This window comes from Nostoc sp., assembly GCF_036917395.1.
Taxonomy (GTDB): Bacteria; Cyanobacteriota; Cyanobacteriia; order Cyanobacteriales; family Nostocaceae; genus Nostoc.
Map to the genome: position 1 here is coordinate 225,017 of NZ_JBALDI010000029.1, position 26,477 is coordinate 251,493.

A 26,477-nucleotide genomic window follows, 5' to 3' on the forward strand; every position below is an offset into this window, starting at 1 on the left:
CTGCTTCTTTCACCATGCCCAATACAACTCTTGGAAGAAGCTGCGCCCTAAGCGTAGCTATGCCGTAAGCTTTACGGCAACGCTCAGTACAAGTGTCCAATGCCCTTTATTCAATTCGTTCGGGTATTAATTTTTTGGATTAGCTGATCAACTTGCTCAACCATCTCCTTGTTTTCCTCAGCTTGGAATAACTCTTTGGCTTTTTTGAGATTAACGATCGCTTCTTCTAGCTGTTGTTCTCTACCCAAAGTGATTCCCAAATTATAGTAAGTGTATGCATCGTTAGGTACAAGGCTAATTGCTTTTTTGTAATGTGCGATCGCTTCTTCTGATTTCCCTTGATCATCCATCGCATTTGCCAAACCCGTGTGAGCCTGTGCATGTTTGGGATCAAGGCGAATCGCTTCGGTATAGTCGGCGATTGCCTCTGTTAGCTTGCCTTGGGCGTAAAAAGCACTTGCTAAATTATAGTGAGCCTCTGCATAGTTGGGATCGAAGCTAATGGCTTGTTTATACTGGGCGATCGCTTCTTCTAGGTTGCCTTGAGCGTACAGAATATTTCCCAAGGCATTATAACCTGCTGGATTTTTGGGATCGAGGCGGATGGTTGCTGTATATTCTGCGACTGCTTCTGCTGGCTTTCCTTGAGCGTAGAGAGCATTTCCTAAGTTATAGTGAGCGTCTGCATAGTTAGGATCAAGACTGAGGGCTTTCTTATATTGGGCGATCGCAGCTTCTAACTGATTCAGTCTTGCTAAAGTCAAACCCAAATTTAAGTAGGCTCCAGAGTCTTTAGGATCGAAGCTGATGGCTTTATTGTATTGTGCGATCGCTTGTTGTGGTTTACCTTGATCGTTGAGAGTATTTGCCAAAGCAATATAAGCTTGTGCAAAGTTGGGTTCTTGTTCAATTGCTTTGCGAAAAGCCGCTTCTGCTCCTTTTAAATCTCCTTGTTTGTAGAGATTGGTTCCTTGCTTAAAGTTAGCAACTGCATTTTTTTTCTGAGGAACTGCTGCTTGATTTGAGCCGGTATTTTTTGATAAAACAACGCCAACATCTTTCCCAAAGGCAGTATTAGCATTATTCAAACACAAGCAGATAATAGCTACTGCTAGTATATTCTTGCTTTTCAGCATTTTTGTTACTTTAATTCCTGAGTTTACAAGTAACTGGAACTGAATATAATTTTCCATTTTTACACACTTTATTCAACTATTTAGATATGGCAAAAACTTTTTCTATTAATTTTTATAGAAATTTTATTTATATACAAATTATATAATCTTGAATTATAAATATTGTGTTGATTTTAAAACTAATGTTAAAATCCATTCGTAAAAGTTTCTAGACGATTGATTAATAAACCTGCTAGACCTCATGAAGCTGAGGCAGAATCTCAATTATCTAATTGCTATGTAATTTTTTTATACTGAACAACATTTTTAGTTACAAGTTTAACACTCTTGTTTGGATTGCAGTAGTTAGTATAGATTTGGCAATAACATTGGGGAGTTGACGTATAAGGGCGTAAAAGTAGTCAATCTGAAGTTTGATCAATAGTTTGTTTTCACTCAACTTCAGATTTACTTGATTTAGTACTCATTTTATCTAACAGTTGAGTGATTTTTTTAGCCTTTTCAGGTTGACGTTGTTTTTGCAATAAATCTTTAGCTTGTAACAGGTTAGTTTTGGCTTCCTCTTCTCGCTCTTGCTGCATGAGAATATTCGCCAGACGCAAGTAAGCATCAGGATTTTTCGGACTGCGGCGAATCACTTCCCGGAATAATTCTGTTGCTTCCTCTACTTTACCTTGCTGGTTTAAAACATCTCCCAAAAACAAGCGCACTACATCATTAGTAGAGTTGAGGGAAATCACTTTGCGAAATGCTGCTTCTGCACCTTGGTAATCTTTTGCTTGAGTAAGATTGATTCCTTTTTGAAACAAGTCTGAGGTAATCAAAGTTTTCCAAGCGAAATAGCCAAGAATTGATAGACTGATAACAACTACAAGAGCAGGGATAATAGAACTAGTGGGAAAGGTTTCTAACATTGTTTAAGCCAAAAGGCAGGCAATAGGAAAAATCAAATATTCGATAAAAAATAGTTTCCAAATAAATTGATAGAATTGAGCGATCGCACTTTTATCTTCTAAGTCTACGGCCAAACTCCGTAACCACATCCAAACTAGCAGCGCTAAATGGGCAATTACCAGAAATATGGGGTTAACTGAGGCAACATGTAGCACACCAACTATAATTATCCCCAAATAGCAGACAGTTATCACCCAAAGAGCCAGATTAAACACAGCTTGCGAACCGAGTTGGATAGTGAAAGTAGAGATATTATAGAGGCGATCGCCTTCCATATCTGGGATATCTTTAAAGATAGCGATCGCAAAGGTAAACACCAAGATAAATAACGTCAGCACCCACACCACAGGCGGAATTCCTTGGCTTTGTTTCAGCGCCCAACTATAGTGCAAATACAATCCTAAATTCACAATCGTGCCGCGCACCGAAAAAATACACAGGGCTGCCCAAAATGGAAACTGTTTCAAGCGAATTGGCGGTAAGGAATAAGCAGTACCAATGGCCAAACTAATTGCTACCATGCCCAATAAGAATGGCCCAGTTAGCCACGCCACAACTAGCGCCAAAATCCCAGTCAAAGCGACAATTAATTGCCCCGTCTGTTGAGAAAACTCACCTGATGCCAACGGTAAATGAGGCTTATTAATCTTGTCAATCTCAACATCTTCTAATTGATTTAGCCCCACAATGTAGACATTGCCACACAGACAAGCAATCCACGCACCCAAAACCCGACTCAGTGGAATGCCAGAAAACCCAGTCGAGGAAACAGCAATCGCAATTAAATACAAACCCAACACACTCAGACTTGTACCAATAATCGTGTGAGGGCGAGAGAATTTCCAGAAAGCGTATAACCAATGGAAATATGATTGAACGGGTTTACCTGGCAAAGGGCTGTTTTGATAACTCTGGCTCATGAGTAGCTTAGATTCAGTATTCCGGCTTATTCTTAACCATTGTCACAGAATTTGGTCATTAACAAGAGCCAAAGGTCTAGACACACTGTATTTTCATCGGGGAGGGATGGCTACCGCCGTTGGCACAGCCCACCTACAAGAGAATCAATCTAGCTCATGAAGACACTCAATCCCGAAAAAATCTCACAACCAACCGTCAAAAGACTTCTTCGCTGCTCCCTATAACGCTACAATCTATCAGAAAAGCAAAGAAATACTTAAATCCAGAGCGCCTTCATGACCGCTGATTTGACATCTACAGCGATATTTAACTTTGTGACCGTGCTATCCGAGGCTGCGGCTGCGTATCGAGAACACAAAGGCACACGTCCTAATCCGGAAATATTAGTCAATGCGTTGTTACAAGCAGAAAAATCTGCCAAGCAGCAACGGTTAACTTATCCGTTTGAGTCTCTTTTAGGTAAATGGCAACTTTGCTTTGTCACTGGCACTAATAAAGTTAGAAAGCGCGGGGGAATTGTATTAGGCAAGGGTTTGTATATACCCAAGTTTATAACAATCCATGTTTCCTTTAATGCCACTTTAGAACAGGATTCAGGCAGAGGCGAAATTGTTAATCAGGTTGAATATGGCCCACTTTTGTTGAAGCTCACGGGGCCAGTGCAATATTTCAGTCAGAAAAATTTATTGGCGTTTGACTTTAACCACATGTTTATCAGTCTGTTTGGTCGTGTCGTTTACAACAGACCAATCCGTTTTGGTAAAATTAAAACAGAAGATTTCTACAACCTGCCCATAGCTAAACTACCCTTCTTTGGCTTCTTTTTACAGACGGAAGATTTCATTGCAGCTCGCGGTCGTGCAGGAGGATTGGCATTTTGGATTCGAGAAAGTTAAAAACATTGGAGAGAAAACCCCTACCATCTAAAGGGCTTTCTCTCCACTTCTAATTTTTCTTTTTTTGTGCCAACCATCAAACTGGACGACAACCAGACAAAATACTGTGCATATTTACTACTTGTCCAATGACTGCGATCGCAGGCGCACCAAATCCAGTTTGCTCTACCTGTTTGACAATTGTCTCTAAAGTGCCAATCAATTCTTCTTGTTCTGGCCGTGTACCCCAGCGCACCAAAGCAATGGGCGTTTCTAAATTCAACCCAGCTGCACTTAATTGTTCCACAATATAAGGCAGATTGTGAATTCCCATATAAATTACAATCGTTTCAGAACCGTGGGCGATCGCACTCCAATTCACTATCGGTCTATATTTACCTGCCGCCTCGTGACCAGTAACAAATGTCACTGATGAACTATATAGACGATGAGTTAAAGGGATACCTGCATAGGCTGCGGCTGCAATCCCCGATGTGATACCGGGCACAACTTCCGTTGAGATTCCAGCTTTGACTAATTCTTCCATCTCTTCGCCACCGCGACCAAAAATAAATGGATCGCCACCCTTTAGCCGCACCACAATTGCATTATCCTGCGCTTTATCAATCAGCAATTGGGTTGTTTCTGACTGCAACAACGAATGTCTCCCCGCACGCTTACCAGCATTAATTTGCTCTGCTTGGGGATTAATCATTGCTAGAATTGCCGGACTCACTAAGGCATCATAGATAACTACATCTGCACATTCTAATAAACCTTTCGCCTTCAAGGTAATTAGTCCTGGATCTCCTGGCCCCGCACCTACTAAATAAACCTTTCCCAAATACTTGCTTTTCTCTGTCATTGTGCGGTTCATCTATCTGTTAAATCCCAAATTAGCTCGGCTAATTCTGCACTTGCTCCTAGTGGCTCTGCCAATTGGAAATTCACCGCAGAAAATTGTAATTTTAGCTCCTCTACTGAGGCGGCGATCGCATCGGTTATTCCACCAGCGAATAAAAAGTATGGCAAAATTGCAATTTCCCGATAACCAGCAGCTACCAACTCTTTGACTCGTGATTCTAAACTAGGACGTACAGACCAATAAGCAACCACTGCTCCCAAATTTTCTGCTATTGCTTGGACTGGTTTTTCAGAATCGGGGCGACGGCTACCATGAGTTAACAAAATCCATGCTTGTGCTTTTATAGTAGCGATTTGCTTTGCCAGTAATTTTTCTAAATCTGGGTGAGAGCCTAAATATGGTTGTAACTCAATGATCATATCTTGACCAAGAGCCTGTTGTGCTAGTGCTACTTCGGCTGGAATATCTGTCATGACATGCACTCCCGGCAGCAGAAATAGCGGTACAATTTTCAGGCTATTCTCGTTTTCAGATCGTTTGCGTAGGCGTAGCTCGCCGCAGCCATCGGAAAAAGCACTCTTGGCAAATTGTTGAATCTGCTCGGATAAAGGCTGAGAACTCATTTCCAAAGCAGCTATACCAACTAGATGTTCACTATTTGATGGGTTGTGGTTTTTTGGCAATTTGTTGCATACCAGCTTTGCTAGTTGCTGCATAGCAATTTCTGGGCGCGGATCGCGACTTCCGTGAGATACTAGCAAATACGCAGATGACATCGGCAAAGCTTAAACTCTCAGTTACTAATTCTCATATCTTACTTAATATTAAGCTGGTGGTTATAAGTACTCTGGTGATTATTGAAACTATTCTCAATTATTCAATACAAGTATTATTAATCACTTTTATATTCTACCACTCCTGCTTGTCTTATTCTTTTTTGGCAGTGTAAGTATAAAATTGATTAAAGGCTCCCACCGTTTCAAATTTGTAAGAAGGCATCCAAGAATTTATTTTTAAATCTGTACGATAAATGCTAAAAATCATGTAATTTTGTCTTTCTGTAGTCCTGGCAATAATTTCTTGGATTTGCGGGTTAGCCGAGTCAACCAACTTATCACAATTAAAACGAATTAAATTTTCGATAATATTCGTGGTTTTTTTGCATACATCAGTTTTTAAGTATTCTGTTAGCCGTTGCACTGCATATTCTTCATATTCAACCTGACTGGGATTAGTCTTTGCCATTGTCACACCCAATGCAGCGAGTCCTGCTGCTGCTCCAGTATATGCAATGATGGTTAGGGGTTTCATATTTGCCAAGTCAAATTCCTTGTAATCGTTAGATTTCAGAGACTCTAAATCAACTGAGTCCGTTCCTTGAACAAAAACTCTTGATCGCTTGCCAAATAATTGCTATAATTCAAATTGTTGAATGGCGAGCGTAGCCAAGTGGTTAAGGCAGTGGTTTGTGGTACCACCATTCGTGGGTTCAATTCCCATCGTTCGCCCTAAGTAATTTAATATCAATATTATGTATACTCCTATAAAAGGTGGGTTGCGTCGTGTTAACACTCATAACCATCACTTTAACAAGGATCTGTCATTTATAGCTTTATAGACTTGAAGATTGCAAGGCTACTATAATTGATTAGCTTATCAGCTTATCTTATAAAAAATGATGCATATAAGCAACATCTCTCGTTAGGATAAGACAGGAGGCAGGAGGCAAGAGGGTTTTAGCCTCGTTTAAGCCTATCGAACGAGTTCTCAATCCCTACTGCTCGATTACTTTGGCGGAGCATGAGCGAGGGAATGGATGCTGAATTTTCAAACCTTATTTGAATCGATACCGGGATTGTATATCGTCTATTCACTCGACTTTGTGATTGTCGCGGGAAGTGATGCTTACTTCCGGGCAACGAAGACAAAACGAGAACAGGTCGTTGGTCGTCCTTTCTTTGAAGTTTTTCCAGACAATCCCGACGATCCAAATGCGAACGGCGTTCAGAATTTACGTGCCTCGTTGTCAAATGTAATCAAGCATCGCTTGCCTCACACGATGGCAGTGCAGAAGTATGACATTCGCCGCCCGGAATCAGAAGGGAGTGGCTTTGAAAAGCGGTACTGGATGGTAACCAACTCGCCAGTCTTTGGTGAAAACGGTGAGATGACGCACATTATTCACCGAGCCGAAGATGTCACCGAGTTGGTGCGGGTGCAGCAGCAGCAAAATGAACAGCGTCAACTAAATCAATCACTCCAAACTCGTAGCGAGCAGATGGAGATGGAAATCTATGTCAGAGAGCAGGAGTTAAAGCAGGTCAACGAACAACTACAAGCCAACGAACAGCAGCTAAAACTTGCCCTTAAGACTAGCAAACTCGGCTCTTGGCAATTTGATCTCAAGACACAGGTTCTGTCTACTTCTGACCAGTGCAAAGTGAACTATGGTTTACCCATTGACGCTGATTTCTCGCACCAAGTTTTGATGGAGCGGATTCATCCAGAGGATCGGACTTGGGTGCAAGCAGCAATTCAAGACTCGATTACCAACCGTACCAATTACGATGTGGAGTACCGCAACGTTTGGGACGATGGCAGCACGCACTGGGTAATCGTTCGGGGTTGTATAATTCACGATGAGGCGGGCAATCCTGAGCGCATGGTCGGGATTTCACTCGATATTACCGATCGCAAAATTGCCGAAGCTGACCTACGGGAAGCCCATGTGCAATGGGAGTCCGTTTTAGCGGCAGGAGCGATTTACACATGGCGGTGGAAGATTCCCGATAATCTGGTGATCGTGAATGCAGCCTTTGCTCACTTGTTTGGCGTTGACTCAGCGAAGGCGACGATCGGCTTACCAATTGAACTATTTATACAGGCGATGCACGAAGAAGACCGCCCAAGAGTGGTTGCAGCCATTAACCAAGCGATTGAAACCGGCGAAGGATACGTAAGTGAGTACCGCATTTATACGGCAGTGGGCGAGGAGCGCTGGGTTGCGGCACGCGGTTGCGTTGAATATGATGCTGATGGCAAAGCGATCGCTTTTCCTGGGGCACTGGCAGACATAACTGAACGCAAACAAGCCGAATCCGCTTGGCAACAGATTTCTGCCGAACTCGAACGACAACTGCGAAAGTTCGATGCGATCGCTTCTTCCGTACCCGATTTTATTTATACATTCGATCTGTCTGGACGGTTCACTTACATCAATCAGCCGTTGCTCGACCTCTTACAGAAAACGTCGGCACAAGCCCTCGGCAAAAACTTTTTTGACCTAGATTATCCAACCGATTTAGCAACCCGACTTCAAAATCAGATTCAGCAAGTCATCGAGACGCGCCAACCGCTCAAAGATGAAACGCCGTACACAAGTGCATTAGGCATACACGCCTATGAATACATTTTTGTCCCGCTTTTGGGCATAAATGGGATGGTAGAAGCGGTGGCAGGTGTAACGCGAGACATCACTGATCGCAAAGAGTCGGAACAAGCCTTGCAAGAACAAGCAAAGTTAATGCAAGTCATTCTGGACAGTATTGGCGATGGTTTGATCCTGGCAAACCCACAGGGCAAGTTTGTGCTGTTTAATCAAGCGGCTGAAAGAATCTTTGGTCGGCTATCGAATGAGGAATCGTGTGATGAATGGTCGAGAACCTACGGACTATTTTTACCAGATCGACAAACACTCTTCCCCGATGAACAACTCCCGCTATATCGAGCAATCCAAGGAGAATACGCCAACGATGTAGAAGTCTTTGTGCGTCGCGCTCCGGCTTTTGAAGGACGGTGGGTCAGTATCAGTGGTTTTCCCGTCATGGATATGAGTCGCAAAATCACAGGCGGAGTGATTACCAGTCGAGACATCACCGATCGCAAACAAATTGAAGCGACTGTCAAAGCCAGCAATGAACGGCTCACACTGCTTTCACAGGTCGCCAACGATCTCTTGCTCAACGAAGATCCCAAGGCATTTTTAGCGACTTTATTTGAAAAGGTTTCGACTCATTTGGGACTCGAAGTTTACTTCAATTACTTATTTCAAGAAGACCAGCAACGTCTTGAACTCAATACTTATGGGGGCATATCAGAAGACGTTGCTTTATCCGCTAAATTTTTGGAGTTAGGGCAGGGGGTGTGTGGTTATGCGGTGCAACATCGCAAGCCAGTTATCGTTGAAAATGCCCTCTCAACGACCGATCAACTTCCTATTCCAGTTGAGTCAAGCGGCATCAGAGCTTATGCTAGTCATCCGTTAATCGTGGGCGATCGCGTTTTGGGCACTTTGGGACTGGGAACTCGTCAACGCGATCGCTTTACCCGTAACGAACTCGACCTCATGCAAACGGTAGCCAATCAAGTCGCGGCTGCCTTAGAACGATCGCGCCTATTTGCAGAGTTACAAGCACGCGCCGAAGCGTTAGATCAAAGTAATCGCATTAAAGATGAGTTTCTGGCGGTTCTCTCCCATGAGTTGCGTACTCCCCTGAATCCAATTCTGGGATGGTCAAAATTGTTGCAGCAGAAAAAGCTGGATGCTACAAAAACAACTACTGCGCTTGCCACCATCGAGCGCAACGCCCAACTACAGGTGCAACTGATTGATGACTTACTGGACATCTCCCGAATTCTGAGCGGCAAAATGAGCTTATCAACCTCACCCATTGACCTGAATGCAGTAATCTGTGCCGCGCTGGAAACGGTTCGGCTAGCCGCAGAAGCTAAATTAATCCAAATCCAGGCGACCGTCTCGCGCGTTGTCGGAGTGGTAGTCGGGGATGCAGGACGATTGCAGCAGGTTGTGTGGAATGTTCTGTCGAATGCCGTGAAGTTTACTCATATTGGGGGGCAGGTCACAATTGCGCTATCCCAAGTTGAAAATCACGCCCAAATTCAAATCACCGACACTGGAAAAGGGATTCGTGCCGATTTTCTGCCCTACGTGTTTGAGCATTTCCGGCAAGAAGATAGCGCAACCACCCGCAAATTTGGCGGGCTAGGGTTGGGACTGGCGATCGTGCGCCAAATTGTCGAGATGCACGGCGGAACGGTTACAGTAGACAGTCCAGGTGTTGAGCTAGGAGCAACATTCACAGTTCAAATTCCGCTTGCACCTCAATTAACTGAAGCACCAACCTTAAAACAATCACCCGTTAAGGAGAGTGATTTGAGCGGCATTCACATTTTAGTCGTCGATGATGAAACAGACTCGCGCGAGTTCATCGCTTTTGTTCTAGAGCAACATGGCGCGATCGTCACTGCTGTTGCATCCGGGGCTGATGCACTGCAAGCATTTACTCAACCCATTCCCAACATGATCATCAGTGACATTGGGATGCCAGAGATGGATGGTTATATGCTGATCCGGCAAATTCGCGCCCTTCCACCTCAGCAAGGGGGACAAATTCCCGCTATTGCCTTAACAGCTTATGCGGCAGAACTGGATCAGCAGGAAGCGATCGCCGCCGGATTTCAACGTCACGTTGCCAAACCCATTGATCCAGAAGTTTTGGTGGCGATCGTCATCGAAATGTGGACTTGTATATATTCCCTAAGTTGAATATGCCGGTAAAACTATGAGCAGATAAACAAATTGCTGATGCTGACAACCAAACTAGGAGTGCAGGCGGTAATTTGCCGATGTTGTACAGCACTTGATGAAGATTGGTAAGCCACTTCTCTGTGATTGTTTTAATCATAATTTAATTGTCATATTTTTGACTGAGCGTTAATAAATCAATATAGTGTTTTCTTATGATTACTTAAGATTGCTATAGCAATGATTAAAAAAAATAACTGGAAACAAACATGTAAATATTTTGAAGAAACTGGTGTCAAATTTATGCGAGTTCTTTGGTGCGATAATGCTAACATTTGTAGTTCAAATATTTAAAGTATGCTGTAACAATGCAAACATCATCTACTACTGAAGTTGCTATGTCTGAATTGCTTCAAGCAGTCTTAGATAGTGAAGAAAGAAGTGATTTGCGTTCTTTCATTAGTGAATTACGCCAACAAGAAAAGAAGTACTTGCTGCGGAACGACATACTTAATATATATAGTGAGTATTGCTCAAAATCCCAGAAACCTGAGGATTTTTCCACTTCCTCTGAGTTAGGCAAACTTATTTACTATACTCAGGAAATTATTCAAGAGGACTCAAACTTATGTTTCATCATCCGTTCTAAGATTGCCAGCCAAGAAGTTTATTGGTTGACATCAGACTTGAACATTGAGCCGATGACAGTACAGGATCTGCTGGATCTGCGCGATCGCTTGGTGAACAAATTTCATCCTAACGAGGGTGGCCTGCTAGAATTGGATCTCCCGATTTGAGTTTTGGCCTTATCTAGAAACCTACGCCATTGACTCCGAAAGAGAACTGCGGGCAGAATTTCAAGGCAGACCTGACTTAATAGTTGGTAACTATTCCGATGGAAACTTAGTGGCGTTTTTGCTGGCGCGGCGGCTGAAAGTTACCCAATGCAACGTTGCCCATGCGTTGGAAAAATCTAAATACTTGTTCAGTAATCTGTACTGGCAAGAGTTGGAGGATAAATATCATTTTTCTTTACAATTCACCGCCGATTTGATTGCGATGAATGCAGCCAATTTCATTATTAGCAGCACCTACCAAGAAATTGTCGGTACACCGGATAGTGTGGGACAGTATGAGTCTTACAAATGCTTCACCATGCCGGAGTTATATCATGTGACTAATGGGATTGAATTATTTAATCCCAAATTTAATGTCGTACCGCCTGGGGTAAACGAGAATAATTACTTCCCTTACTCGCAGACTAAAGATAGAGTAGATAGCGATCGCCAACGACTTGCAGAAACACTCTTTACTCTGGAAGACCCGGTGCAAATCTTTGGCAAACTCGACGATCTTAACAAGCGTCCTCTGTTCTCAATGGCGCGTCTTGACCGCATCAAAAACCTCACAGGTTTAGCTGAATGCTTTGGTCAAAGTCGAGAATTACAGGAGCATTTCAACTTAATTTTGGTGGCGGGTAAGTTGCGCGTCGAAGAATCAGGTGACAACGAAGAACGTGACGAAATTATCAAACTCTACCAAATCATTGAGGAGTACAATCTCCACGGGAAGATTCGTTGGCTGGGTGTGCGCCTGACTAAAACTGATTCTGGTGAAATTTACCGAGTAATTGCGGATCATCAGGGAATTTTTGTCCAACCAGCTTTATTTGAAGCATTTGGTTTGACAATTTTAGAGGCGATGGTTTCAGGATTACCTACTTTTGCTACACAGTTTGGTGGCCCACTGGAGATTATTCAAGATCAGGTTAATGGTTTTTACATTAACCCAACTAATTTAGGCGAGACATCTGCAAAAATTGTGGATTTTGTCATTAAATGCGAACAGAATCCTAACTCTTGGAATGAAATTTCCCAGCGAGCAATTAACCGAGTTTACAGCACCTATACTTGGAAAATTCACACTACGAAGCTGTTATCATTAGCACGAATTTATGGCTTCTGGAACTTTACCTCCAAGGAGAATCGGGAAGATTTGTTGCGTTATCTTGAGGCTTTGTTCTATTTAATTTACAAGCCAATATCTCAACAGCTATTAGAGCAGCACAAGTACCGATAATAAGTTAGGAGTGAGGAGTTAAGAGTGAGTTAATTATGAAAATTATAAATTTTCTTAACTCCAAACTCATGTACAGACGCGATTAATCGCATCTCTCCAAACTCATGTACAGACGCGATTAATCGCGTCTAAATTGTCAACGCCCCCCAAGTACGTTGACCAACTATTCCATCTGTTGCTAAATTCCGCTGGTTTTGAAAGGCTTTGACAGCAGTCTCTGTCAGTGCGCCAAAATCCCCATCTACTCTTACGCCATAACCGTTAGACACTAAAAGCCGTTGTAAGGCTCTGACAGCAACACCAGAGCTACCGAAATTAAGAGTAGGTAGTTGGCTACTAAACTTCTGGAACCGTCCTGTAGCCTTTGCACGGACTTTACCTCCAGACTGAGAATACTTCTTAGACTCACCTAACTTAGAAGAAGCTAGGAACTGATTCTTTTTACTGATTTTCTTAAGTATGTGTTCTTTATCCACTGCGATCACACAGGGAGAAGCCTGGTAAATTCCATCTGTCTGGATGAATTCAGGTGGTGTGGCTTGAGCCGTTATCTCTAACTGACTCCGTTTTGACTGCTTTACGTCATTTTCCATCTGAAATAATTGCTGCTGTGGCAAATTGGCCCCAGATGCTTGTCTTATTGTTAACACGTCCATCATCAGGCCAATTTCAGTCATTGTAGTTCATTTTAGGGACTTCCAAATAAAAAAATATTCCAAAACTGACGCAAAAATCCTCTTTATTTCTCTTCTCTGTGTTCTCTGCGCGGCAGTCGCTCATGGGGGAAACCCCCAAGACCGCGCTGCCTTGTCTCTGTGGTTCGTTTATTTGTACATTAGTAGAGGCGCAAGGCCTTGCGCCCCTACTACTAATTTTTTCAGATAATATTGAATTCCCTCCTTAACCGCTTTAGCAGCGCTGCCCCCTCTCCATAGCGAACATTTCTTGGGTGATAGCAACATTCTGGTAAGCGGACACCGCTTTGGCATAGTGGGGATTGAGTAAAGTTAATCCCTGATCATACACAGAAATCGCTTCTGTGATATTGTTTTGAGCTTGGTAAACCTGACTCAATACGAAGATGCGAAGAAAAACCTTATTTTTATGCCTACACTTTGAAAGGGCTAATCTTAACTACAGCAATTCTAGTTACTTTCGGCCTCGCTTTTGCATTTCTTGCTGACGCATGGGCATAGCGTCAATTTCCTTAAAAATTGCTGTCGCCTGGACTGGTGTAGCATCACTGCGCTTAACACCACCATCTTTGCCCACCAAAATCACGCGGAAATTTCCTTTGTCAACCCCAAAGCGATCGCGCAACTTGGCAGCAGAAGACTCATCTATTGGCTGTCTGTTGGCATAGCTTTCATCTGTTGCCAAAACTTGAACAAGAACTAAATCCCGATCTGCAAAACCGCTGTTATGCTCTTGCAATAGTTGCATTTGCTGCTGATAGGTATGGTTATCAATAGACGGTGCAAAGACTAGTAGGACGCGGTTTTTCCATTTTTGGGAACTGAGGTTAAATGAAGACATTTTGATGGCATGATTGGTTGAACCTTGGGCAATATCAGCTTTGCTAACTGGTGACAGGATTATACATGCTAATAGGGGTAAGGCAATTAATATTGAATTCTTCACAATGGGTTGTTACTTGTTTTCTATCCTTTCAAGCTATCATTGGTTTCCCTACTTTTCCTCTATCTGTTGATGGTTTATCTTCGTATTAGGTTTGGTGAAAAGGTGGGTGAGAATTACTCAAACTATAGCAGGCTGATGGTTTATTAAAATCTAGCCTGAAAACTTATCCTGCCTCTCCAACAAAAGAGAAGTTTTGCTTGTGTTTACAGCGCTGATTATGCCTATTGTTCGGGATAGCGACGCGGCGTATAAACCCAGATATTACCATCGCGGCGCTTGATGGTTCGGGTTTTTGTGGAACCAATGAGAATAATTGTCCGCATATCAGCGGTTGCTGGTGTTAACTGGTCAAGTGTGATCGCTTTCACCGTCTGTCCTGGTCTGCCGAGATTTTGCGCCAACACTACTGGTGTATCTGGTGTTCTATATAGCAGCAAAATCTTTCTCGCTTCTGCCAGTTGCCAGGTACGCTCTTTGGAAACAGGATTGTAGAAAGCAATTACGAAATCAGCTTTAGCAGCAGCGGCAATTCGTTGTTCAATTGCAGACCAAGGCTTCAAGATGTCAGAAAGGGAAATAGCACAGAAGTCATGCCCAAGAGGCGCACCAATCGCTGCTGCTGCTGCCTGCATTGCTGAGATGCCTGGTGCTACATGAATGTCGATACTATCCCATTCGGGTTTGGCATAGCGATCGCATACTTCAAAAACCGCTGTTGCCATTGCATAGATACCGGGATCACCAGATGAAACTACAGCTACATATCGCCCAGATGCTGCCAAATCAAGGGCCATTTTTGCCCGTGCTTCTTCTTCGCGGTTGTCGGACTCATGCCGTTGCTTACCATCAGCCAGAGAACCAACTAAATCTAAATAAGTTTTATAACCTACTAAATCAGTTGCGGACTTGAGTATCTCCTTCACTTCTTTTGACATCCATTGCGATCCACCAGGGCCCGTGCCTATAATCGCTAACCGTCCGCGTGGCTGACCGATGGTGTTGGGGTCAATTGGTTGAGGGGCAATGGCGATCGCCAAATAGGGAGATGAGGGAGATAAGGGATATGTGCCTGTCGCGGCGATCGCTGCCGCTTGGGCGGGGCTATAACCTGCTGATAGCTGGACTTCTAGCTGATTTGGGGTAAAAAAGCGGGCAGGCACTCCCAAGGCGCTAGCTACGGCGTGGATTGCTGGATCGGCAGCAGCGGTGATCGGTGCAAATATCCCGGCGACTGATGCTCTTTCTAGTCTGGCATCAGCTAGTAGCTGCTGTACTAAAGCGACTGCATCATCTGCATAGCCAATCATGCCACTAATTGCGATCGCTATAGTTGCAGGGTGGTAGATAAGGCAGTTGGCTCTATGAGTCACCAAACGTTCGGTAACTTGGATAGTCAAATCTCCCTTTGGATCTATGGGCAGTTTACTATCGCTCAACCAAGCTGCTATACCTTCTAATTTGACTTGCGCCCCGGCTAGCAAATCTGAGATAAATTTCTTCGCATCGTCTGGGTTTGCTAAATGGTATCCAGGGGGAGGAAACAATAGCGTTGTGCCCAAACGGAGGTCACCCGTGGTCGTAATTGCAGGCTTGACATCAAGCGCTTCGGCAATGCGGCAGGCCAAATCGTTTACTCCAGCAAGTCCGCCCAAGAGGGGTACAACAGCACTACCATCTTCAGCCACAGCTAGCACTGGTGGTTCCTGTTGTTTATCCGAGAGTACGGAAGCTAGCGTCCTAATTAGAATGCCGGCGGCACAAATGCCAATCAGTGGCGTTCCTTGGGCAAATAACTCGCGCAACGTCTTGCCAAAATTAGTAAAGGTGACGTCAACTCCTGATGTGCGACCCGCTAGACCGTATAGCGTCGCCCCTGGTAGGACAGTGATTATTTTGCGTGCTACTGTCACACTATTTTGACCTAGTACTACAATGGCAGGTGCAACATTGATCATCATAAGTAGATATCTTGCAAAATTTGATATCCTTCAAATGAAACCACAGATTTAGACATGTAGCGACTTCGTGTGAAGTGCGTAAGTACAACCCGTGTAGACATCGCTTGATAATAATAGGACTTACGCAAAATATCTCTCAAACTCTGATTTCTCCGTGCCGCGCCAGTTGCTTCTCCTAAGGGAGAAGACCGCGCTGGCTTACCGCTGTGTATCTACGCATTTGGGTCATTAGGGGTGCGATCGCATTTTCTTAAAAAAGGCGACGCCGATAGCGTAGCGTTAGCGACGCAGGAGCGTCACAGCCCGTCATAGACATCGCTTCTTGTTTCAACTAGCTTTACGCTCTTTGAGGACTTGATCTAGCAAATTTCTAGCAGGTTGTGCTTTAGTCAACGCTGCTTGATGGTCATTATAAGCACGAACAAGGCGAGAAAGACTGCTCACACCTACCTTGAGTTGCTCAAGTTCTTCACCAGCAACCACTTCCCCATCAAGCATCCGCCCGATCAACGGTTTGATGTCGCCCACTTCCTGCCGGACTTTTTGCAGCTTTTCTAGGTTACTCAGTAAGCTTTTGAGTGAGTTCAAGATGTCGTCAATATCCTGGACATCTTCCACTGGTTCGGCCGAATCTTCAGGCAAATCTTCAATTGTCACTGTATCTTTATCTGAAATTGTCGGCAATTCCTGTACAGATGTTTCATTTTTAACCCCGTTTGACCGTGCCATCAACGCTTCCTCAAGGAATTTTCCTTAGTGTATCGCTTATTCCAAGTTAGTAAAAATAGTATTGTTATAATTCGTTAAACTTAGTGAGTATTAATACAGTCCAGAATCAGGTTCACTTTCAATCGTTCAACAAATATGGAGGGTTAAATCTACTTCTGTTGCCGAAGAATCCACGGTTTTCTTATTCAGTTATATATCCCTGTTATCAAAAGTATTTCTGTTTCTTATAATAGGCAGAAAAAACTCCTATTTTCTTTTTTAAAAAACTCAGTACAATTTTAAGATACTTCTTGAATGTTGCCTATTACCTGCCTATGCAAGTAAGTTTAGAGGGAGCATCCCAATTTGGCAAAAATAAAAGAAGAAAGATTATTCGCGAGTTTAGATCACGAATAATCTGGGGATTCAATCTTGTGGTTCTTCCTCCTCTTGCTCAGATCCAGAAGTAACAACAGATGATCTCCAAATGCTGCCCTCAGCGGTCACTCAGGCAGCATAACGCCCCAGTTTAGCCGACGTTTTGCCGTAGCAAAGCCTAGGCAAGACGGTCGCCTGGAGCGCGCATTGTGTCATTGCATTTTCAACCTTAATTTATTGCGCTTGGCTCCATATAGATAATTTCCCAAATATGGCCATCTAAGTCACTAAAACCATGTCCGTACATAAAACCGTGGTCTTGTGGTTCATTGTAGGTTGTTCCGCCGGCGGTGACTGCCTTACGAACCATTTCATCGACTTTTTCTCGGCTTTGGGAAGATAAACACACAAGCACTTCTGTGCTTTTCGTGGCATCAGAGATTTCTTTGGGAGTAAAAGTCTTGAATTTTTCGTGAGTCAATAGCATGACGAATATGTCATCGCTCACGATCATGCAGGTAGACGTCTCGTCAGTAAATTGGGCGTTAAAACTGAAGCCAAGTTTAGTAAAAAACTCGACAGACCGATTGAGGTCTTTTACTGGGAGATTCACAAAAATTTTAGTAGCCATGTTTTCTCCTTTTGAAAGCTCATTTATGTGTATGAAGTATCGGCTTGCCGATATTAATGTTCCGCTTGAGTCGTTTCATGCAGACCGCTAGTTGACCGTCTCATCCGTGGCAAGGAAGACTCAAACCTTCGCCAATAACTCGTCGAGGCAGTCAAAGCTGGAGTTCCAGCCTTCGATAACCCCCATCTCTTCATGCTTGCGACGGTCCTCGGCAGACTCATGCATAATTCGGAGTGTGAGTTTGGTATTACTGCCCAAATCCTCGAAAACCGCCGTCGTAACCATTCCCCTTGGCAGATCAGCGTTCATGACCTTTTCAAAGCCTTCATCAAATTCATCGCTGGTAACAATCCGTTCATAGGGCACGATTTCGCGGAAGACACCTTTGACCGGGTACTCCGTGCCGTCTGGACCAATCATGACGTAGCGCCATTTACCGCCCGGACGCAGATCCAATTCAGTTACCCGAGTCGTAAAGCCTTTTGGTCCCCACCACTGCACTACGTGTTTCGGATCAGTCCATACCTTAAACACGAGTTCGCGCGGTGCGTTGAAGACGCGGGTGATGACGATCTCGCGTTCCGATTGAGCATCAGTGGAATCATTTTCATTGCTCATTTTGTTTCTCCTGGGTTTGTAATTCGTGCAGGTAATCATCCAGCCGATCAAGACTCTCTTCCCAGAATTGGCGATATTGATCGATCCAATCTGCCGCGTCCTTGAGCGGCTGTGCTTCGATCTGGCAGGGTCGCCATTGAGCCTCACGACTCCGCGTGATCAGTCCGGCACGCTCCAGCACCTTCAGGTGCTTAGAAATTGCAGGCAGACTCATCTCGAAGGGCTTGGCTAACTCAGTGACCGATGCCTCACCCTTGGCGAGGTGAGCCAGGATCGCACGCCGTGTGGGATCGGCAAGGGCGGCAAAGATGACGCTCAGTTGATCGCTAGACATTTTTATTTAACCGGCCGGTTAATTAAGCATTAGTTTAAATGTACTATTGAAGAATGTCAAGCACTGACTTAACTTTTCGTTTGAACTCTTACATTGAAATAGGGTTGCCTTGTAGCCCATCAAGAAGACAATATCTTCTGGTATGCATACAATAAGCGTCCATTGACCGAAGCTAGTCGTAGATGTAACAAATGATTGCTCATCTTACTACTGCCCGATGTTAAGCAATTTTGCCATAGCCAACCGTTGCAGTTTCCCGGTAGCACCACGAGGTAGTTGATCCAAAATGTGAACTTGTTTGGGAACTTTGAAATCTGCCAGCATGGTTGAACAGTGGGCTAAAAGTTCTTTTTCGCCAGCTTCTGCCTTAAGGACAACAGCGGCGTGGATATCTTCTCCTAAAGATTTGTGGGGGACGGCAAAGGCCAAGGCTTCGGCAACAGCGGGATGGCGCAGCAAGATATCATCCACTTCTAAGGGAGAAATTTTTTCCCCACCCCGGTTAATCAATTCTTTAATGCGTCCAGTCAAGCGGAGGTAGCCGTCTGCATCCAGTGTGCCCTGATCCCCTGTGCGGAACCAACCGTTTACAAAAGCTGTGGCGTTAGCTTCTGGGTTGTTTTCGTAACCATCTATGACATTAGGTGCTTTTACCACCACCTCACCCAAGCTTCCTTGAGATAGCAGATTGCCTTCAGAGTCCATAATGCCGACTTCCACACCGAAGCCATAACCTACAGTACCTGGTTTGCGAATTTTTGGCGGTAGAGGGTTGGTGGTCATTAAGTGAGATGCTTCAGTCATACTGTAAGATTCCACCACGGGAGCATTAAGAGTTGCCTCTAGTTGTTCAATGATAATTGGGGGCAAAGAAGCGCTACTAGAGCGAATGAAACGAAAGCGATTAGCTTTGACAATTTCTGTATTGCGGGTAGCGCGGACCAAAATTGTCTGGTGCATGGTTGGCGCTGCGGAGTACCAGCTAGGTTTGTAGGTATCTACCAGTTTCCAAAACTCTAGGGCATTAAAACCATTGGGACAAATTAGTGTACCGCCCGATGCTAGGGTTGCCAGCAAACAGCCCACCAATCCGTGAATGTGGAACAGGGGCATTAGGCAAAGTGTAGTGTCAGCTGCTGTGAGTGAGTAAGCACCAATGATATTGCCGGCTGAGGCGATTAAGTTGCGATGACGAATCGGCACACGCTTGGGACGACTGGTGGTGCCGCTAGTGTGGAGAATCATTGCCAGATCATCGGCGTTGGGGGCTACGGGATTCGAGAATTCTGCTAGTTCTGAGCCTGTTTTGACTAATTCAAAGCTCAATGTGCCGTCAGTGTTTACCTTGGCATTAATCAGCATCATGTCGGATGTGACGGCGGCAATGGCTGCTTCTGGCCCCTCAGACAACGTAATCAGTGCATTTGCTTGGGTATCTTCGTAGTAAAAGGCAAATTCTTCTTGCTTGTATTTGGGATTCAAAGGTGCAGCAGTGCCACACAGGGCGGCAGCCAAAAAGGTAATAGCCATTGGTGAACCGTTAGTCATGGCAATGGCAATGCGATCGCCCCGTTTCAATCCAAAGCTGTTGAGTTGGGATACTAGTCCAACAACATTCTCGCGCAATTGCTTATAGGTTAGCGATCGCCCCCCAGGTGTAACTAAGGCTGAATGATTGTCTTCCCCTGCTAAAAGCTCAAATAAGTTCATTAAAAACCTCCAGTAAACCGCATCCCTTTGTGGGAGTTGTTAGTAAAAGGGACTGGGCATTGGGAAAGAAACTCTTTCCTTGTCCCCCTTATCCTCCTTGTCCACATTCCCCATGCCCAATGCCCAATTCAACCATTATTTGCTTTCTTTTGTCAGTAACTTGATGGCAAAAAACAAGAGCTAAAATTAATTAAATAGAGTATCTATCGTTACTAGAAATCAGAAAAATCTTTTTCAGCAACTAAACCCCATCGATAAAATATGGATCGTCGGAATTTTCTAAAGTATGTCACTTTAGCAGGATCTAGCTTTGCCTTAACGAGTTGTGTTCAAGGCAAAAATTCCAAATCGCAGGGTGAGGTGTCTCCCTCAGCGTCGCCTGTGGCGGTAAATGAACCTCTCAAGGTGGGATTTGTTTATATGGGGTCTGTGGGTGATTTTGGCTGGACTTATGCCCATGATTTAGGTCGCAGAGACATGGAAGCCAATCTTAACGATAAGGTAAAAACTACCTTTGTCGAAAATGTCAACGAAGGTGCTGACGCCCAAAGAGTGATTCGCCAACTAGCATTAGATGGTAACAAGTTGATTTTTACAACTTCCTTCGGGTACATGAACCCAACAATTAAAGTTGCCAGGGACTTTGGTGATGTTGTCTTTGAACAGTGTACAGGATACAAACGTGCTGCCAATGTTGGCACTTATCTGGGACGTTTTGAACAACCGCGTTACTTAACTGGCATGATTGCTGGCAAAATGACAAAATCGAATGTAGTTGGTTTTCTTGGCGCATACCCAATTCCAGAAGTGATTCGGGCAATCAGTGCATTCACTCAAGGAGTGCGGCTAACAAATCCTCAAGCAAAAGTTAAGGTACTTTGGGTACAAAGTTGGTACGATCCAGCTAAAGAAAGAGAAGCGGCTCAAGCTTTGGTCAATTTAGGTGCGGATGTACTAACGCAGCATACCAACTCTAGTGCCGTTATCCAATTGGCACAGGAAAAAGGCATTTATGCTTTTGGCTACAACACTGATATGAGTAAGTTTGGTCAAAAAGCCCACCTGACATCAGTTATTTACAAATGGGGCAAATTCTATACAGATAAAGCCTTGGCTGTAATGAGTAATACTTGGAAGTCGCAAGAAGTTTGGGATGGCATTGGTGAAGGGATGGTGGATATTTCCCCAATGAATCAGGCGATTCCGGCGGATGTGCAACAATTGGTGAATGCGAAGCGCGATGAGTTTATTCAGGGTACTGCACATCCTTTTGATGGCCCGGTGAAAGACCAAAAAGGAGTGGTGCGAATCCCAACGGGTAAGGTGTTGGATGATCAGGGACAACTGGCGATGGATTGGTATGTTGAGGGAATTGAAGGGTCGATTCCTAAGGGAAAATTATAGTAAGCAATTCAAACCAGTTATTACCCGACAACGATTTGAATCCAGATTAGTAAGAATTGCTTGACCTAGATTAATCAGAAGTCGCCAAAATCCGATCAAGCCGGTGGCGATATTCGACGTAGTATTAATCCAGAGATTTATTCAAAGATGAGTTTGTTTGATGTAAAGCCGCGATTGTGACGAAAGATGTATCTAATGATCAACAAAATATCTAAACATCTAGAAAATTTACTGCGGTAAAGCTGGAGTTGTTAAGCCTTCTCAAGCCAAGGGAGTGAGACGGAAAAATTATGCAGTGTATAAATTTAGCCGCTCAACATTTTGTTTCATATTAAAACGTTATTTTCTACTTAAATACTTAAGCGTATTACTTGCAAATCCAGTATTAGTTAGCATACTAATGCTCGCAGCATTGACAAGTGCTTGTCAAAACAGCGATCCGGCAGCAAAGGCACTCAGCCTCCCAGCATTGCCGGTGAAACTTCAGAAAATTGATGCAGGCACGCTCGAAGAAAGTTCTGTATTTGTAGGAACGTTAGAGGCACAGCAAAAAGTCACGCTTCAGCCATAAACTCAGGGTAGAATCGAATCGAATCGATTCTCGTGTCTAGCGGTCAGCAGGTGCAGCAAGGTACAGAAATCGCATCGTTGAGCTTGGATCAGACGCAGGCAAATGTTGCGAGTTCGATCGCTGCGGCTAGTTCAGCCCAAGCAGCATTGGGAACGACTCAAGCACAACTTCAACAAGCCGAAGCCCAGCGCATTAAAGCCGCTGCAAATGTTCAGCTGCAACGGACACAATTCAATCGTAACCAACAATTAGTCAAGGAAGGAGCCATAGCCAGGCAAGAGTTAGACGTTGCCAGAAATAATTTACAAGCAGCGATCGCGGATTTGCAAGCCGCAAACAAACAAGTTGCTGCATCAGGCGCAGCGATTCGGCAAGCATAGGCAAATGTGCGCTCTGCCCAAGCCAGTACCGCTCTGCCGCGCATGTTAGACCGTTTCAAGCGTCGATTGAGGCAATGGATGAACTCACTGGAGCGATCCTTGCAACGTCGCTTGTGTTGATGGCGGTGTTTATTCCAGTATGTTTCTCACACTTGCCGCTCAGTATGAAAGTTATATCGATCCCACGATTATTTTATTGACCGTACCGTTAGCGTTGTTGGGTGCGTTGAGTGCGCTGGCGTTGCGCGGTTTGGTAAACGATGTCTACACGAACGTGGCGTTGGTGATGCTGATCGGACTCGCCTCGAAAAACGCCATTTTGCTCGTCGAGTTTGCTAACCAAGCCTATAAACAAGGCATGACGATTCCACAGGCAGCCTTGACCGCAGCCGAAGAGCGGTTTCGACCAATCGTCATGACTTCGAGTGCTGCACTGCTGGGATTTTTCCCTCTGGTAATCGCTACAGGAGCGGGTTCTGCCTTGCGCTGGTCGTTGGGAACGGCGTTGTTTGGGGGGTTACTCGTGGCAACGATCTTAAGTTTGCTTTTTGTTCCAGTGCTGTACGTAATCATCAAGACTTTGGAAGATCGCTTCTTGAAGCACAAACCTTCTAATCGCTCCCAACCGCCTGCCTCAAATGCAGATGAGGATGCACAATCAACAGCGATACCTTCTCCTGTCGGAGACGGTGCGCCAACGGCAACGTCTTCTCCTTCTCCTATCAAAGACGCTGCGCGAACGGAGACGCTAACGCGAACGACGAACGCTGATCAACATTCATCTATAGTTGTGAAGCGAAATGTTGATGATAACAGACCCAATGATTCGAGTAATTGAAAAAGGGAATAGGGAGTTGGGAGTTATTATCTTCATTTCCCTCATCCTCCTCATTCCCCACTCTGCCTTCTATTACAACAGGTAAAGATTAAGTTACAACTTTGGGAGCTGCTGAGACAATGTAGAGTATCTTCTAATAATTTAGCAAAGTTATAAGCTTTGGAGGAAAGTAAATGAATGTTAGACTAATCGCTTTCTCTGGCTTTGTGACAGCATTTGTGGGTGCAGGAATTGGTTTTATTGCTGCTGATTTATTTCCTTGTCCCTACACAAGTCAAATGTATAAAGACTTGGATCAAAAATATGCCATTGTCGGTGCAGTTACTGGTTTGGTGATTGGTGCGAGTCAGGAAATGATTCGAGAACTCAAGCAAGAGCGGGATGCGGAAGAAGACTTGCTGCGGGATTTTAACAAAGCTATTCACTCAAGTAGAGATAAAAAAAATTACTGATTTGTTAGTGCAAGACATAGTTCTTTCAAAAGACTTCCCTACTACAACACACTACTGTGGTGAAAGAAGTTGAATAGTTGTGCTGCCTAAATTTCCGTCTAAAAAGTTGATACACAAGGGGGCAAGAGTCAAATTAAAAACGCTCTTGTTTTCAATACTTAATACTGCTTAGAGTTTAAGCGAACTGTATTGGCTCGAAAGCGGAGTGGCTCAGACTGCGCTCAGTTTCTGTCTGGGTTTAAATAAAAGCCTGAAACTCTCTTCACTTCTCTACGAGAGGCTGCGCCAACATAACGCTGCGCGGAAGATTTTGAATTTTGAATTTTAAATTGTTAATGGTGTTGTGCATCTAATGCGATCGCAATTTGCATTTCCGGTCGCTTTTTGCAATCACGTGTACCAAGTTAAAAGAGAAGTATCAAGCTGACTTTTTACACTAACGATGAACTATCTGAGAAGACTAACAGGGCACTTCAGGCGCATAATCAGCCTGACATCGTAATGAGTAGCAGTGCTGAAAGGGAATTGATACCGCTTTGGCATCTTAGCTGATTTAAATTTAGACCGAATAGATCAGATTGTCCGAGAACGTACAGGCTTAGGTAATAGTGGTGAAACTTATTTGGTTGGTTCTTTAGTAACCAAAAATGCTTTTATTTCTAAAGAAAAAGGTAAAACACCGGACTTTTCTAAAGGAGTTAGCAGCCAAGGTATTGATGCAGCAATGAGTGGAATTAGTGACCAAGGACTTTATCCAAACTATGCCGGAGTGCTAGTAATTGGCAGTCGGCGGGGTGGATTATATTACCAAACCTTTTAGTGAAGAAGAGGTTTTTGCCCGTGTAGAAAATAATTTGACTATCCGAAAGCTACAAAAGCAACTGACTGAGCAAAATGTCCTCTTGCAACAGGAAATTAGCGATCGCCAAAAAGCAGAATCAGCACTGCGGTTAAGCCAATTTTATTTAGACTCTTTTAGTAGCTGCTCTAGAGTTACTGTTTGATGTCCCAAGTTCATTACTGATGTTTCGCCTTACATGCTGGTGATCAGTCAGCACAAGTTTAACAAGGTTGGATTTAGTGAGCGGGCTGAGTTTGAGCAGGTGGACGCTCGTCACACTGGCTACCCTGACAACTCCTTTGATCTTGTCACGTCATCACTACTCTTGCACGAGACGCCTAAAGAGTGGACGCCTAAGATTCTTAAAGAGATGTACCGGATTACCAAACCCGGAGGTTGGGTACTATACGCTGACACCTATCGGGGTGAATACGCCTTGAGTGCTTCTTTTCAAGAACCGTGGTTGGATGACTTTATTCATTTCAACTTCGAGTCCGAGTTTGCGAAAGCAGGTTTTACAGAACTCAATTACATCCCCTATGCCGTGGGTTTGTGGTATATGGTTGGCCGGAAGTTGGAAATGTGAGGATAAAACAAGCGCTTTAAGGCAGAAGAGTTTTAAAAGTTTGCCTGTCGTCGTAGAACTTGTGACAAAGATTCAGATCCAACTTGAAGACAAGATTTTAACGAGGGAGTAGAGAGTAGGGAGTAGGGAGTAGGGAACCAGCTACTTAAAAGTAAGGGATTTAATATTGACGTTTTGTGTGTCGGGCTAATTCCTATACTCCCAAATTTTCCCATCTTTCCATGAATAAATTCGGGGGCTTCAAACCACCTGGGAGTAGGGGACTTTCGTCTTTCCTCTACTCCCTACTCCCTTACCCCTACTCCCTGTTCTGGTGATGTATAGGTTCTGTAACCCAAGAAACGCAGGAATTTCTATCGATCGCGATCATATCTCTCAATGCAAGTAGAATAATGAAACGATCGCCCTCCAAACCTGATTATTTCTAATCTGGAAACAAACTGGAGACTCAAATGACCCCAGCAACGATAGCAACACCAAAAAAAGAATCACCTCTTCTGTTTGAGGGAATGACCTGGAGAGAGTTTAAAGCAGTTGAGCAATTGTTAGACCGTCCAGGATATCGGCTCTCTTTTCTGGATGGAGTTCTGGAGATACGACGAATGCCTGGAGAACCCCACGAAACTGTTAAAAAGAGGATTGCTGCATTATTGGAACTTTACCTGCTCATGGCAGGGTTCGACTTTACTCCAACTGGCTCAATGACTCTGGAAAGTGAAACAGTCGCCGTCAAGCGAGAGGCGGATGAATCTTATAAACTTGCTCCTGGTCGGATGCTACCCGATCTGGCGATCGAGGTGGTGTTTTCCAGTGGCGGCATCAATAAACTGGACGCATACAAGCGGTTGAAGATCAAGGAAGTGTGGTTTTGGGAAGATGGTGTGTTAGAAGTCTATCATCTGCGAGGAGAAGGCAATACACTTCACTATGAAAAGGTTTCTAGTAGTGAAGAGGTGAAAGGAATCGATCTAAATTTGTTGTTACGTTGCATCAATATGGTGAATCACGTAGAGGCGATCAAGACTTTTCAACAGGCCCTTCAGAAATAGGCG

General features: G+C 44.1%; 25 protein-coding genes, 1 tRNA gene and 2 pseudogenes. 13 read left to right on the top strand and 15 right to left on the bottom strand.

The features are described 5' to 3' along the window. Nucleotides 1-110 precede the first annotated feature (110 nt). From V7K46_RS11905 to V7K46_RS11915, 3 genes are all read right to left on the bottom strand, one after another. Nucleotides 111-1,136: a tetratricopeptide repeat protein gene (locus tag V7K46_RS11905; RefSeq protein WP_335113257.1), complete on the bottom strand. Its 1,026-nt coding sequence runs from the start codon at nt 1,134-1,136 to the stop codon at nt 111-113. A gap of 431 nt (nt 1,137-1,567) precedes the next feature. Continuing rightward, nucleotides 1,568-2,050, bottom strand: a complete 483-nt coding sequence (locus V7K46_RS11910; RefSeq protein ID WP_335113259.1) for a tetratricopeptide repeat protein — start codon at nt 2,048-2,050, stop codon at nt 1,568-1,570. A 3-nt stretch (nt 2,051-2,053) separates the two neighbouring features. Beyond that, the gene (locus tag V7K46_RS11915; protein ID WP_335113261.1) at nt 2,054-3,010 is read right to left on the bottom strand and encodes a homogentisate phytyltransferase; all 957 of its coding nucleotides are present in this window, start codon (nt 3,008-3,010) and stop codon (nt 2,054-2,056) included. Between the two features lie 276 nt (nt 3,011-3,286). On the opposite strand from V7K46_RS11915, the gene V7K46_RS11920 reads away from it, so the two are divergent. After that, complete coding sequence (locus V7K46_RS11920) at nt 3,287-3,907, top strand: hypothetical protein (protein ID WP_335113263.1); 621 nt, start codon at nt 3,287-3,289, stop codon at nt 3,905-3,907. Between the two features lie 76 nt (nt 3,908-3,983). Here V7K46_RS11920 and cobA read toward each other — a convergent pair whose 3' ends face one another. The 3 genes from cobA to V7K46_RS11935 all read right to left on the bottom strand — a co-directional run bounded on the left by cobA (nt 3,984) and on the right by V7K46_RS11935 (nt 6,062). Beyond that, the gene (cobA, locus tag V7K46_RS11925; protein WP_442939832.1) at nt 3,984-4,751 is read right to left on the bottom strand and encodes a uroporphyrinogen-III C-methyltransferase; all 768 of its coding nucleotides are present in this window, start codon (nt 4,749-4,751) and stop codon (nt 3,984-3,986) included. 8 nt (nt 4,752-4,759) lie between these two features. Next, nucleotides 4,760-5,527, bottom strand: a complete 768-nt coding sequence (locus V7K46_RS11930) for a sirohydrochlorin chelatase (RefSeq protein ID WP_335113266.1) — start codon at nt 5,525-5,527, stop codon at nt 4,760-4,762. Between the two features lie 151 nt (nt 5,528-5,678). Beyond that, nucleotides 5,679-6,062, bottom strand: coding sequence for a DUF4359 domain-containing protein (locus V7K46_RS11935; RefSeq protein WP_335113267.1), 384 nt, complete (start codon nt 6,060-6,062; stop codon nt 5,679-5,681). A gap of 124 nt (nt 6,063-6,186) precedes the next feature. On the opposite strand from V7K46_RS11935, the gene V7K46_RS11940 reads away from it, so the two are divergent. The 3 genes and pseudogenes from V7K46_RS11940 to V7K46_RS11950 all read left to right on the top strand — a co-directional run bounded on the left by V7K46_RS11940 (nt 6,187) and on the right by V7K46_RS11950 (nt 12,375). Next, a tRNA-His gene (locus V7K46_RS11940) sits at nt 6,187-6,259 on the top strand. A gap of 308 nt (nt 6,260-6,567) precedes the next feature. After that, nucleotides 6,568-10,317 (top strand): PAS domain S-box protein, encoded by a 3,750-nt coding sequence (locus tag V7K46_RS11945; protein WP_335113268.1) that lies wholly within the window; start codon nt 6,568-6,570, stop codon nt 10,315-10,317. 377 nt (nt 10,318-10,694) lie between these two features. Then, nucleotides 10,695-12,375: pseudogene (locus tag V7K46_RS11950) on the top strand (glycosyltransferase). A gap of 128 nt (nt 12,376-12,503) precedes the next feature. On the opposite strand, the gene V7K46_RS11955 reads toward V7K46_RS11950, so the two are convergent. The 9 genes from V7K46_RS11955 to V7K46_RS11995 form a co-directional block, all read right to left on the bottom strand. Continuing rightward, the gene (locus tag V7K46_RS11955; RefSeq protein WP_335113269.1) at nt 12,504-13,052 is read right to left on the bottom strand and encodes a peptidoglycan-binding domain-containing protein; all 549 of its coding nucleotides are present in this window, start codon (nt 13,050-13,052) and stop codon (nt 12,504-12,506) included. A 232-nt stretch (nt 13,053-13,284) separates the two neighbouring features. After that, nucleotides 13,285-13,449, bottom strand: coding sequence for a hypothetical protein (locus tag V7K46_RS11960; protein WP_335113270.1), 165 nt, complete (start codon nt 13,447-13,449; stop codon nt 13,285-13,287). Between the two features lie 75 nt (nt 13,450-13,524). Beyond that, nucleotides 13,525-14,016 carry a DUF4174 domain-containing protein gene (locus V7K46_RS11965; RefSeq protein WP_335113271.1) on the bottom strand — a complete coding sequence of 164 codons (492 nt, stop codon included), beginning with the start codon at nt 14,014-14,016 and terminating at the stop codon, nt 13,525-13,527. Between the two features lie 221 nt (nt 14,017-14,237). Continuing rightward, nucleotides 14,238-15,971 (bottom strand): precorrin-3B C(17)-methyltransferase, encoded by a 1,734-nt coding sequence (gene cobJ / locus V7K46_RS11970; RefSeq protein ID WP_442939834.1) that lies wholly within the window; start codon nt 15,969-15,971, stop codon nt 14,238-14,240. A gap of 330 nt (nt 15,972-16,301) precedes the next feature. Next, nucleotides 16,302-16,703, bottom strand: a complete 402-nt coding sequence (locus V7K46_RS11975) for a hypothetical protein (RefSeq protein ID WP_335113273.1) — start codon at nt 16,701-16,703, stop codon at nt 16,302-16,304. A gap of 586 nt (nt 16,704-17,289) precedes the next feature. Beyond that, nucleotides 17,290-17,691, bottom strand: a complete 402-nt coding sequence (locus V7K46_RS11980) for a VOC family protein (protein ID WP_335113274.1) — start codon at nt 17,689-17,691, stop codon at nt 17,290-17,292. Nucleotides 17,692-17,811: 120 nt separating this feature from the next. Then, nucleotides 17,812-18,309: an SRPBCC domain-containing protein gene (locus V7K46_RS11985; RefSeq protein ID WP_335113275.1), complete on the bottom strand. Its 498-nt coding sequence runs from the start codon at nt 18,307-18,309 to the stop codon at nt 17,812-17,814. Continuing rightward, nucleotides 18,299-18,643 carry an ArsR/SmtB family transcription factor gene (locus V7K46_RS11990; RefSeq protein WP_334794659.1) on the bottom strand — a complete coding sequence of 115 codons (345 nt, stop codon included), beginning with the start codon at nt 18,641-18,643 and terminating at the stop codon, nt 18,299-18,301. The genes V7K46_RS11985 and V7K46_RS11990 overlap by 11 nt, the downstream gene beginning before the upstream one ends. 207 nt (nt 18,644-18,850) lie before the next feature. After that, a complete protein-coding gene (locus V7K46_RS11995) occupies nt 18,851-20,353 on the bottom strand; it encodes an acyl--CoA ligase (protein WP_335113276.1) in 1,503 nt (500 codons plus the stop codon). A gap of 261 nt (nt 20,354-20,614) precedes the next feature. On the opposite strand from V7K46_RS11995, the gene V7K46_RS12000 reads away from it, so the two are divergent. From V7K46_RS12000 to V7K46_RS12040, 9 genes and pseudogenes are all read left to right on the top strand, one after another. Further along, a complete protein-coding gene (locus V7K46_RS12000) occupies nt 20,615-21,757 on the top strand; it encodes a BMP family ABC transporter substrate-binding protein (protein WP_335113282.1) in 1,143 nt (380 codons plus the stop codon). A gap of 400 nt (nt 21,758-22,157) precedes the next feature. Beyond that, nucleotides 22,158-22,328: a hypothetical protein gene (locus tag V7K46_RS12005; RefSeq protein ID WP_335113284.1), complete on the top strand. Its 171-nt coding sequence runs from the start codon at nt 22,158-22,160 to the stop codon at nt 22,326-22,328. A gap of 32 nt (nt 22,329-22,360) precedes the next feature. Then, nucleotides 22,361-22,708 carry a hypothetical protein gene (locus V7K46_RS12010; protein WP_335113286.1) on the top strand — a complete coding sequence of 116 codons (348 nt, stop codon included), beginning with the start codon at nt 22,361-22,363 and terminating at the stop codon, nt 22,706-22,708. A 139-nt stretch (nt 22,709-22,847) separates the two neighbouring features. After that, a pseudogene (locus V7K46_RS12015) lies at nt 22,848-23,546 on the top strand (efflux RND transporter permease subunit); the annotation flags it as partial. Nucleotides 23,547-23,719: 173 nt separating this feature from the next. After that, the gene (locus tag V7K46_RS12020; RefSeq protein ID WP_335113287.1) at nt 23,720-23,998 is read left to right on the top strand and encodes a hypothetical protein; all 279 of its coding nucleotides are present in this window, start codon (nt 23,720-23,722) and stop codon (nt 23,996-23,998) included. Nucleotides 23,999-24,620: 622 nt separating this feature from the next. Continuing rightward, complete coding sequence (locus V7K46_RS12025) at nt 24,621-24,818, top strand: hypothetical protein (RefSeq protein WP_335113289.1); 198 nt, start codon at nt 24,621-24,623, stop codon at nt 24,816-24,818. Then, on the top strand, nt 24,793-25,002 hold the full coding sequence (locus V7K46_RS12030) for a hypothetical protein (protein WP_335113291.1): 210 nt from the start codon (nt 24,793-24,795) through the stop codon (nt 25,000-25,002). Before V7K46_RS12025 ends, V7K46_RS12030 begins: the two co-directional genes overlap by 26 nt. A gap of 12 nt (nt 25,003-25,014) precedes the next feature. Beyond that, a complete protein-coding gene (locus V7K46_RS12035) occupies nt 25,015-25,425 on the top strand; it encodes a class I SAM-dependent methyltransferase (RefSeq protein WP_335113442.1) in 411 nt (136 codons plus the stop codon). A gap of 452 nt (nt 25,426-25,877) precedes the next feature. Continuing rightward, nucleotides 25,878-26,474, top strand: a complete 597-nt coding sequence (locus V7K46_RS12040) for a Uma2 family endonuclease (protein WP_335113294.1) — start codon at nt 25,878-25,880, stop codon at nt 26,472-26,474. Nucleotides 26,475-26,477 lie beyond the last annotated feature (3 nt).

Excerpts from the sequence above, each read along its gene's own strand:
- V7K46_RS12005 (WP_335113284.1), top strand. The coding sequence starts at position 22,158 with ATGCTCGCAGCATTGACAAGTGCTTGTCAAAACAGCGATCCGGCAGCA.
- V7K46_RS11990 (WP_334794659.1), bottom strand. The coding sequence starts at position 18,643 with ATGTCTAGCGATCAACTGAGCGTCATCTTTGCCGCCCTTGCCGATCCC.
- V7K46_RS12000 (WP_335113282.1), top strand. The coding sequence starts at position 20,615 with ATGGATCGTCGGAATTTTCTAAAGTATGTCACTTTAGCAGGATCTAGC.
- V7K46_RS11935 (WP_335113267.1), bottom strand. The coding sequence starts at position 6,062 with ATGAAACCCCTAACCATCATTGCATATACTGGAGCAGCAGCAGGACTC.
- V7K46_RS11945 (WP_335113268.1), top strand. The coding sequence starts at position 6,568 with ATGCTGAATTTTCAAACCTTATTTGAATCGATACCGGGATTGTATATC.
- V7K46_RS11985 (WP_335113275.1), bottom strand. The coding sequence starts at position 18,309 with ATGAGCAATGAAAATGATTCCACTGATGCTCAATCGGAACGCGAGATC.
- cobJ (WP_442939834.1), bottom strand. The coding sequence starts at position 15,971 with ATGATCAATGTTGCACCTGCCATTGTAGTACTAGGTCAAAATAGTGTG.
- V7K46_RS12020 (WP_335113287.1), top strand. The coding sequence starts at position 23,720 with ATGAATGTTAGACTAATCGCTTTCTCTGGCTTTGTGACAGCATTTGTG.
- V7K46_RS11905 (WP_335113257.1), bottom strand. The coding sequence starts at position 1,136 with ATGCTGAAAAGCAAGAATATACTAGCAGTAGCTATTATCTGCTTGTGT.
- V7K46_RS11995 (WP_335113276.1), bottom strand. The coding sequence starts at position 20,353 with ATGAACTTATTTGAGCTTTTAGCAGGGGAAGACAATCATTCAGCCTTA.
- cobA (WP_442939832.1), bottom strand. The coding sequence starts at position 4,751 with ATGACAGAGAAAAGCAAGTATTTGGGAAAGGTTTATTTAGTAGGTGCG.
- V7K46_RS11910 (WP_335113259.1), bottom strand. The coding sequence starts at position 2,050 with ATGTTAGAAACCTTTCCCACTAGTTCTATTATCCCTGCTCTTGTAGTT.
- V7K46_RS11975 (WP_335113273.1), bottom strand. The coding sequence starts at position 16,703 with ATGGCACGGTCAAACGGGGTTAAAAATGAAACATCTGTACAGGAATTG.
- V7K46_RS11930 (WP_335113266.1), bottom strand. The coding sequence starts at position 5,527 with ATGTCATCTGCGTATTTGCTAGTATCTCACGGAAGTCGCGATCCGCGC.
- V7K46_RS11920 (WP_335113263.1), top strand. The coding sequence starts at position 3,287 with ATGACCGCTGATTTGACATCTACAGCGATATTTAACTTTGTGACCGTG.
- V7K46_RS11915 (WP_335113261.1), bottom strand. The coding sequence starts at position 3,010 with ATGAGCCAGAGTTATCAAAACAGCCCTTTGCCAGGTAAACCCGTTCAA.
- V7K46_RS11955 (WP_335113269.1), bottom strand. The coding sequence starts at position 13,052 with ATGACTGAAATTGGCCTGATGATGGACGTGTTAACAATAAGACAAGCA.
- V7K46_RS11980 (WP_335113274.1), bottom strand. The coding sequence starts at position 17,691 with ATGGCTACTAAAATTTTTGTGAATCTCCCAGTAAAAGACCTCAATCGG.
- V7K46_RS12040 (WP_335113294.1), top strand. The coding sequence starts at position 25,878 with ATGACCCCAGCAACGATAGCAACACCAAAAAAAGAATCACCTCTTCTG.